The organism is Kitasatospora sp. NPDC032150 (assembly GCF_055579945.1).
This window is the reverse complement of the sequence record NZ_JBVIMH010000035.1, coordinates 72,695-80,444: the sequence shown is the minus strand read 5'-3', so window position 1 is coordinate 80,444 and position 7,750 is coordinate 72,695. Positions and strand designations below refer to the sequence as shown.

Below are 7,750 nucleotides of genomic sequence, written 5' to 3'. Positions count from 1 at the left end.
TGCCGACTCAACAGACCGGGACCTGTCCCGGCGCAGCGCGAAGAAGCAGGAACCCACCGAGACGGTCAGACGACCGTGGTAGGAATCCCCCGGCTCTAGCCGGGAGAGCGGAAGTCAACTCACGGGGTACCGCCGGGGCGCTGCCGGACCGCCCGGACGTCGGAGGACCGCAGGAAGGCGAGCCGGTGGTTGTAGCGGATCGGGTAGTAGGTGTCCTTCCCGACCACCAGGGTCCGGTCGTCGGGCGCGTCGCCGTCGATGTTCTGGTCGTAGAAGTAGTCGCCGGGCTCCGGGGTGTCGGCGGCGGCGAGGTAGGCCTGCCCGGCCGGGACGGTGGCCTGCAGTGCGACCACCGGCAGCGGCTTGATGGCCGGGTAGGGGGCGTAGGCGGCGGCCTCGGGGTAGGCCCGGCCGTACACCGGGATCGAGGCGAGGCCGGGGCGCGGGGTCAGTACCGTCCGCCCGGCCGTACCGTCGGGCTCCGCCTGGTCGGGTTCCGCCTGGTCGGGTTCCGCCTGGTCGGTGGCCGCCGGCTCGGTCCGGGCGGAGCGTCCGTTCGGATTGGAGAACCAGCACTTCTGTCCGTCGTACCAGATCGCCGTCCAGTCGCCCTGCTGGTCGGCGACGACGTAACCGGTCCCGGTCACCGCCTTGTCGCTCCAGTCATCGGCCCTGGTGGTGCCGCCGTTGATCAGCGGGGCGTCGGCGGCCGGTCGGGTGCGCAGGTAGACGAAGTTCTCCGGCCGGTTCGGCACGCCGCTGACCGGGGGCTGGTTGGAGGAGTCGAAGGCCGGGGCGATGACGACGGTGTCACCGGCCTTCGGCGGGGCGTCGGCGCCGGGCCCGAGCGGCGCCCGCAGCAGCTCCAGGTAGTGGTCCCAGTCCCAGAACGTCCCCGGATCCCAGTGCATCCCCGCGACGTCGGCCTGGGTCGGTCCCGGCACGTCGTCGTGGCCGATGATGTGCTGCCGGTCCAGCGGGACGTTGAACCGCGCGGCCAGATAGCGCACCAGCTCGGCCGACGACTGGTACAGCTGCTCCGAGTACCAGGTCGGCCGGTCCTTCGGAAGAGCGAAGCCCTCGTGCTCGATCCCGACGCTGTGCATGTTGACGGTCTTGTTGCCGGAGTGCCAGGCGATGTCCCGGGCGCGCACCAGCTGGGTGACCTGCCCGTCCGAGGCTCGTACCAGGTAGTGTGCACTGGCCTGTTCGCGCGGGTCCTGGAACGCGGCGAGCGCCCCGGCGTAATTGCTCTCGGTGTCGTGGATGACGATCCAGCGGATCTGCTGGCCGTCATCGGGGCGGTTGGCCGGGTTGTAATTCCCGTACGAGGTCGGGTCGTTCGGGTCGGTCAGCGCGTACGCGGCGGGGACGAAGTCGCACCCGAGGCTCTCCGGGCACTCGGGCGTCTGCCGCTCGGCCCTCGCCACGGGCGGGCCCGGCGGCCGGGTGACCACCAACCCCGGGTCGGCCGGCAGCGCCATGCGCGCACCCTCGGAGGTGGTCCGGGAGGCGCCGGTGCGTACGGTCCGGTACACCCGGTCCGCGAACACCCGGCCGGCCGCCGCGCCCTCCGACCCCGTGGCGCTGCCCGCGCCGAACCGGGTCACTGCGCCGTACCAGGCGCCTGGGTCGGCGGAGCGCGGTCCGCCGACGTCCCGCTGGTACCGGGCCAGCAGCGCCGCCCCGCCGCGGAGGTTCTGCGCGGGATCGCTCCGCAGCTGCCCGGCCGGGCGGTGGATCAACTCGGCGGCGGCGTCCAGGGTGTGCAGCGCGGGGGAGTCGACGAGTCGCCGAGCGGCAGGGGTGGCGGAGCGCTGCGGCGGTGGGCGGTCGTCGCCGCGCCCCCGTGTCCCGGGTTGCGGGTGCTCGGCGGCGGCGTTCACGGCGGCCGCGTTCACCTGGGTCAGCCCGAGCGGGCCGTAGTTGCCGGTGGTGCTCGGCTGCCCGCGGTGCGACTCCCAGCGGGTCTGCTGGTAGGCCAGTGCCAGCAGCAGGCGCTGCGGCACTCCGAACTCCGCTGCCGCGGCGGCGAACTGCCGCTGCAGGACCTGGTCCGTCGGGACGGTGGCGCCCGCCGGTGGGGCGAAGCCGGTGGCGCAGGCCGTTGCGCAGGCGGTGGCCAGGGCGACCACGGCGGCTGACCGGCGCGAACGGCGGGCACCGGGCGGGAGCGACGGGCGGCGGGTGGCCGGCGAGGTCTCAACGGGCCGGGAGGCGGCGGCCGGGGAGCGGTGCATGCCACGGTTCTACCGTAGTTGACGGTGTGTCACCTGGGTGACACTCCCGGAGGTGGCCGCAGATGAGTTCCTGTACGCAGGTGGGGCGAGTGCCGCCAAGGGTGTTGGCGGTCAAGTTCTGGCAAAGGGTTCGGGTCCGGCTCGGCGGAGGGACTATGCTCTGCGTCGTTTGAAGAGGCACCTCGTCGCCCAGATCTTCTGATCGGTGCGTCAGTCTGCTCGACACGTTGACCGAGGGTTCGGCGGTCTGCGATCGCCGCCTGCCGGATTCCTGGGCCGGGGTATCCCCGGGATGCCCACCGCCCTTTTCCTGAAGGTGAGTTGACGTGTCCGTCTTGGGGTGCCGTTAACGAGCGGCGAACCAAGTGACAAGTAGCCCGGTGTAGTCGCAGTGAAGCTGTTGCGGAGTCATTTCCTGTGGCACCCAGACCCCGGCGGGCCAGATGCGGGCGAGGATCTCGAACTCATTCAGAGAGTTGAACCTGCCGGTGACTCGGGTTCGGACAGGTCAGCGGCACGCGGGGCCGGGCACGGTGGATCTGCTCCCAGGTGAGGCGGCCCTCGCAGCCCAGGCCGCCCAGGGTAAGGCCCAGGGCGCCGTGCTCAGAGTGTATCGCGCTGAGCGGCATGGCCGACCGTTCACGCCGCGTCGGCCGGCTCGGGGGCGGAGAGTTGGAGCCGGTTGCCCATGTTCAGCCGTACCTCGCCGTAGGGCTGAACATGCATCCAGAACAGCGGGGGGAGGGCACGTTTGTCCTCGTCGGTGAGGACGCCCGTCCACTCCGGTTCGGCCAGGAGGTCCTGGATCATCAGGGTGTTCACGAAGACTAGCGCTGCCTGGAGCAGGTGGAGCGCGAGGACGGACAGTTCCTGCTGGTCACGGCGGTTGCTGGACAGTTCGCCATTCTTCCCGAAGAAGATCATGTCGTTGGCGCCGTTCCAGCCCTCGACGACGTTCAGCCCTTCCTGGATCTCGCGCTGCAGGTCGCGCGAGCGCAGATAGCGGGCGACGAAGACGGTCTTCTGGGCACGTCCGACCTCCAGCATGGCCTGGTAGACGGGGTGGGAGGCCGTGCGGGTAAAGCGCCGCAGGATGGCCTCGGCGGAGGCGGTGCCGACCCGCATCGCGCTGGAACAGCAGCGCGGCCAGCACCGGCCGCCGGCGCGAGCCGGCCGGCGAGGGCGGCGACGGGCGAGCACGCCGCGCCCGACGAGCGGGCGGTCACCGAGCCCGCCCCACCGGTGTGCCCCTCCCACGAAGACCGGCAATCGCTGGGGACGGTAGTGACCGTCCGCCTCGCCGGTGGCGGATATCGCAGAACGGCCCCGCTGGGCCAGGTGGTCTGGTGGAGCCGAGCCACCCCCGCCCGGACAGGTCGAAGGGCGGCCCGGGCCTGCCTGGTCCCCGGTGCCGCCCTTCGGCGTGCTCAAAGTTCTACACGCGGGTTAGGTGCCGGTCGGCGCCGGCCTCACGACGGTCACGCAGGCGTGAACGCCTCGGCGGGCTGCTGCCACGGGTTGGGTACGTCCCGCCGACCAAGTACAGCCGCCCTCGTCGGCGAGCTCGCGCAGGGAGTCCAGGACGGCCTGGTCCACGGCGACTACCACGTCGGCCCAGGCCAGCAACTGGGGGCTGAGCTGGACGCCGCGGTGACCACTCAGGCTGCGGCAGCCACCTCGACTCACCGGATCGTCAGTCGTCGAGTGCGATCGCGTTCTTGGCCCGTTCGACGGAGGCTTCGGCAGCTGGTCCGCCAGGATTCTCAGTGGCGAGCGCCTGGTTGAGCTCGACGAAAGGGCGCATGCGCTTGTCGTAGCAGGCGAAGGCCGTTCGGTGGTCGCCGTCCGCGCGTCGCAGGGCGTCGGCCAGTACGTAGGCTCCCACGAGAGCGAGGCTGGTTCCCTGGCCGGACAGCGGAGAGGCGCAGTAGCCCGCGTCGCCGAGCAGGACGGTGCGGCCGTTCGACCAGCGGTCCATGTGGACCTGCGTCATCGCGTCGAAGTAGAAGTCGTCTGCCTCCCTCAGGGCCTTCAGGAGCCTCGGGGTCTCCCAGCGCAGCGTTGCCATCCGATCGGCGACGAATTGCTTGTGCTGTTCGGCGTCACGGTGGCCGGCGGGAAGCGGTTCGCCTGCGAAGCCGAACGTGATCCTCAGCTGGGTGTTGTCGCGCACCGGGTAGATGCCGTAGCCGGCATCGCCCTCATCATCGAGACCCCGCCGTCTCGCCGCGGGCCCCTGTAATCGGGATCGCTCGCCATCCCAGCGGCGCCAGCGGCCAGAAGCACACAGCTCGATCTTCAACAAACCAACGTTTACTGAAGATTGCCGGACCAAGATCGAAAAGATCCGCACGGCCTTCAAAAACCCCTTCAGAAACCCGGATGGTTCAAGAACCTCCGACCACCCTTTTCTGAGAGGATTCCGGGCGTGAGCACGCCACTTGAACCGGACCAGTTCGAACTCCTGGTCGCCGAACCGGCCGTTCGGACCGAGATCCGCATCGGATACGCACGGGTGTCCACCGGCGGACAGAAGCTCGACCGCCAGATCGACGCCCTTAACCAGGCCGGCTGCCGCAGGATCTTCGCCGACAAGAAGTCCGGCAAGGACGACGACCGCCCGGAGCTGCAGGCGTGCCACGCCTTCCTCCAGCGCGGCGACACCCTGGTGGTCCCCGCGCTCGACCGCTACGGCCGCTCTCTTCAGGACCTGATCAACATGGTCAGCGAGCTCCGGCGCCGGGAGATCGGTTTCACCTCGCTGCACGAGCGCCTGGACACCACCACCCCCGGCGGCCGGCTCGTCTTCCACGTCTTCGCCGCCCTCGCCGAGTTCGTCCGCGAGCTGATCGTCTCCGGCACCCGCGAGGGCCTGGCCGCCGCCCGCGCCCGCGGCAAGGTCGGCGGCCGGCCCTCGGTCAACCCGGACATCATCAAGGCCGCGCGCGACATGCTGCCCAACCCCGACCTCTCGATCACCGCGATCGCCAAGCTCCTCAAGATCAGCCCGGGGACGCTGTACAACCACATCCCCGACCTGCGCGAGCTCCGCGCCAGCCGCATCCCCGCCCAGCTCGACGGCGGCGCCCGGTGATCCCCGGCCCGCGCCGGCTCAAGGGCGGCGCCCTCCAGCTCGGCGCCGAGGAACCCGGCCTGCCCGGACCGTTCGGCACCTGGACTGACAGCGACGACCGGGAGCACAAGGAGCCGGAGGCTGATGAGCCCGACGACGGCCAGCTGTGGTGCTGAGACTGAGCGGCTCAGTTGGCCCGCGCTCATGAGCCTCCGTGGGTCGACCTCACCGGCATACCTCGGTCGTGGAAGGCGCCTCACGATCCCGAAGCGGCGCCATCCCGTTCAGCGAGGAACTTGTCGAACAGCTCGAAGAGCACCTTGAGGACGTGCGCTTCCTGCTCTGGCGTGAGGTCCCAGCCGCCCTCCCAGCCTGGCAGGGCGACCTGCCGGATCTGGGCTTCCCAGACGAGGTTGCCGCTGACCGGATAGTTGGCCATCAGCCATTCACGCCAACCATCGAGGCCCGGCCCGCCATGCCGTTGGGCCGCCTGGTCGTAGCCCACCATGAAGGCGGTCACGCCAGTGAGGGACGTGTGGCCCGCGCTGCCCGCCGACGGGGTGCGCCAGGCGGGCGGCGCCCGGCCCGGTAGCGGGCGGTCCGGCCGTACCGGACCATTCGTCGCATCGAGCGGAACCCGTTCCGTGATCACGGCTGTTGGAGAGGTCCGGCGCTCCGCCGCTCCTACACCAAGGGCCCGGTCGGCAGGCTGTTCGTCGAGAGCAAGCCGTCCTCTGAGTGGTGACCTGCTTGCCGTAGGTGGACGCCCGGCAGCCGGGGTGATGTTTCGGCCTGAGGGTTGGGATTCCTCCCTGTCGTGCCGCGCCTCGGCGCACGGCCGGGCCGGCACCGGTCTCACGGAGCGGGATCCGTATCCGGCGGCCTTCCGTGGCGGCCCGTGCTCATGGACCATGGGAGGAATCTGTTCCGATACGAAGCAGGAAGCGGTGGACCATGAGTGATCACGTGCATGTGCGCCTCGGCGGCGGAGTCGGGGTGAACGAGCACGGCGAGCTGGTGGAGCAGTTCCACTGCCGCTGCGGCGAGACGTGGACCAGGACGTACCGGGTCGAGGACGGGGAACCCGAGATGTGAGCCGCCCAGCGCGGCCTCCCCTCCGGTGCCCGGCGCGGTGGGCCGCACGGTGTTCCTCGCCTGAAGTGTGCGATCGGCCAGCGATGTTGGCGGATCGGTGCTCTCCGTGACCGCCGTTGCCGCCGAACACGGTGGCCTCGCAGCGAGCACACCCGCGCAGCAGGATGGAAGGAGGAATCCCGACGAGTGAGGAGGGCCGAGATGGCAGGCGAACTGCTCCACAGGCGTCCGCACTGGTGGCCTCCGTTCCCGGAGCTGTTCGAGGACTTCCCCACCGAGCTGCGTCTGATGGCCGACGAACACGTCATCCGGGTCGAGGAGACCAAGGAGGACGGGTCCTACGTGGTCAAGGCCGAGCTTCCGGGGATCGATCCGGAGAAGGACATCGAGATCACGGTCGAGAACGGAGTGCTGACGATCCACGCCGAACGCCGTGAGGAGCAGAAGGAGAAACACCGCACGGAGTTCCGCTACGGCTCCTTCACCCGCAGTGTCCGGCTGCCAGAGGGAGTCCGGGAGCAGGACATCACGGCGAGCTACGACAAGGGCGTGCTGACCGTGAAGGCGCCGATCGGCCCGATCGAGAAGCCGTCCCGGCGGATCGCGATCAGCCGCGAGACCGACGAGTGAGGACGGGCGCCGGCCGGGTACGTCCAACCGCGCCCGGCCGCCGCCTGACCATGCCGACACCGGACGAAGTCCGACGGCACCCCTAGTCGAGCTCGACCTCGAAGTCCCAGGTCGCCAGCGGCTTGCCGGCGGACGACCAGCTCAACGTCGAGTGGCCAGCGTCGAAGACCGCGGAGAGGGTGAAGACCGCGTCCTGCGCCGGGTTCGCGGTCGCCGACGGCCGGTCCGCGGTGAACGGCACGGCGTGTCCGAGCTCGTCGGTCAGGGCGAAGGCGGCCGGATCGAGGTCGATACTGCCGGCGGTGGCGTGCAGCCGGACCGTGATGGTGCCCTTCGAGCGCTCGGGCGGAGCGCTCCCCGGCGAGGGGGCCGGCAGATCCAGATCGGGGCCGGTGGCGGCGATCCGGCCCTGGCTGGTGCCCAGGTCGAGTGCCACGGCGTCGCCCATCGCGACCAGCTGCGCGTGCCCCTGGGACGCGGTGGGCACGATCGGCGAGGCCGGCGCGCTGGGGATCGGCACCTGTCCCAGACGGCTCGCGTCGTCCGAGTTCTCCGAGCAGCCGGCCGCACCGGTGAGCGCGGCCAGCGCCAGCAGAACGCTCACGGTGCGGCGCCGGGGGGGGGGGGGGGGGGGGGGGAAGGGGGGGAGGGGGGGGGGGGGGGGGGGGGGGGGGGGGTTTTTTGGTTTTTTTTTTTTTTTTTTTCCCCTTTC

9 protein-coding genes are annotated in these 7,750 nt (G+C 70.5%); 4 read left to right on the top strand and 5 right to left on the bottom strand.

Annotated elements, in window-relative coordinates:
• Positions 1 to 119: 119 nt before the first annotated feature.
• The 3 genes from ACZ5ON_RS29920 to ACZ5ON_RS29910 form a co-directional block, all read right to left on the bottom strand.
• Entirely contained in the window at positions 120 to 2,240 is a 2,121-nt protein-coding gene (locus ACZ5ON_RS29920) for an N-acetylmuramoyl-L-alanine amidase (protein WP_465599253.1), read from the bottom strand.
• 639 nt (positions 2,241 to 2,879) lie between these two features.
• Complete coding sequence (locus ACZ5ON_RS29915; RefSeq protein ID WP_465599251.1) at positions 2,880 to 3,365, bottom strand: Tn3 family transposase; 486 nt, start codon at positions 3,363 to 3,365, stop codon at positions 2,880 to 2,882.
• 568 nt (positions 3,366 to 3,933) lie between these two features.
• Positions 3,934 to 4,542: a Rossmann-fold NAD(P)-binding domain-containing protein gene (locus tag ACZ5ON_RS29910; protein ID WP_465599249.1), complete on the bottom strand. Its 609-nt coding sequence runs from the start codon at positions 4,540 to 4,542 to the stop codon at positions 3,934 to 3,936.
• 126 nt (positions 4,543 to 4,668) lie between these two features.
• Between ACZ5ON_RS29910 and ACZ5ON_RS29905 the strand changes: the two genes are divergently transcribed.
• Positions 4,669 to 5,334: a recombinase family protein gene (locus ACZ5ON_RS29905; protein ID WP_465599247.1), complete on the top strand. Its 666-nt coding sequence runs from the start codon at positions 4,669 to 4,671 to the stop codon at positions 5,332 to 5,334.
• Positions 5,331 to 5,489, top strand: coding sequence for a hypothetical protein (locus ACZ5ON_RS29900; RefSeq protein ID WP_465599245.1), 159 nt, complete (start codon positions 5,331 to 5,333; stop codon positions 5,487 to 5,489). Before ACZ5ON_RS29905 ends, ACZ5ON_RS29900 begins: the two co-directional genes overlap by 4 nt.
• An 80-nt stretch (positions 5,490 to 5,569) precedes the next feature.
• On the opposite strand, the gene ACZ5ON_RS29895 is transcribed toward ACZ5ON_RS29900, so the two are convergent.
• Positions 5,570 to 5,833 (bottom strand): hypothetical protein, encoded by a 264-nt coding sequence (locus tag ACZ5ON_RS29895; protein WP_465599243.1) that lies wholly within the window; start codon positions 5,831 to 5,833, stop codon positions 5,570 to 5,572.
• Between the two features lie 434 nt (positions 5,834 to 6,267).
• Here ACZ5ON_RS29895 and ACZ5ON_RS29890 point away from each other — a divergent pair, with 434 nt between their 5' ends.
• On the top strand, positions 6,268 to 6,408 hold the full coding sequence (locus ACZ5ON_RS29890) for a hypothetical protein (protein ID WP_344639399.1): 141 nt from the start codon (positions 6,268 to 6,270) through the stop codon (positions 6,406 to 6,408).
• A 201-nt stretch (positions 6,409 to 6,609) separates the two neighbouring features.
• Positions 6,610 to 7,038 (top strand): Hsp20/alpha crystallin family protein, encoded by a 429-nt coding sequence (locus tag ACZ5ON_RS29885; RefSeq protein ID WP_465599241.1) that lies wholly within the window; start codon positions 6,610 to 6,612, stop codon positions 7,036 to 7,038.
• An 82-nt stretch (positions 7,039 to 7,120) separates the two neighbouring features.
• Here ACZ5ON_RS29885 and ACZ5ON_RS29880 read toward each other — a convergent pair whose 3' ends face one another.
• Positions 7,121 to 7,642 carry a hypothetical protein gene (locus ACZ5ON_RS29880; RefSeq protein WP_465599239.1) on the bottom strand — a complete coding sequence of 174 codons (522 nt, stop codon included), beginning with the start codon at positions 7,640 to 7,642 and terminating at the stop codon, positions 7,121 to 7,123.
• Positions 7,643 to 7,750 lie beyond the last annotated feature (108 nt).

Bases quoted from the DNA above. Each gene is read 5' to 3' on its own strand.
- ACZ5ON_RS29920 (WP_465599253.1), bottom strand. From the start codon at position 2,240: ATGCACCGCTCCCCGGCCGCCGCCTCCCGGCCCGTTGAGACCTCGCCG.
- ACZ5ON_RS29915 (WP_465599251.1), bottom strand. From the start codon at position 3,365: ATGCGGGTCGGCACCGCCTCCGCCGAGGCCATCCTGCGGCGCTTTACC.
- ACZ5ON_RS29890 (WP_344639399.1), top strand. From the start codon at position 6,268: ATGAGTGATCACGTGCATGTGCGCCTCGGCGGCGGAGTCGGGGTGAAC.
- ACZ5ON_RS29885 (WP_465599241.1), top strand. From the start codon at position 6,610: ATGGCAGGCGAACTGCTCCACAGGCGTCCGCACTGGTGGCCTCCGTTC.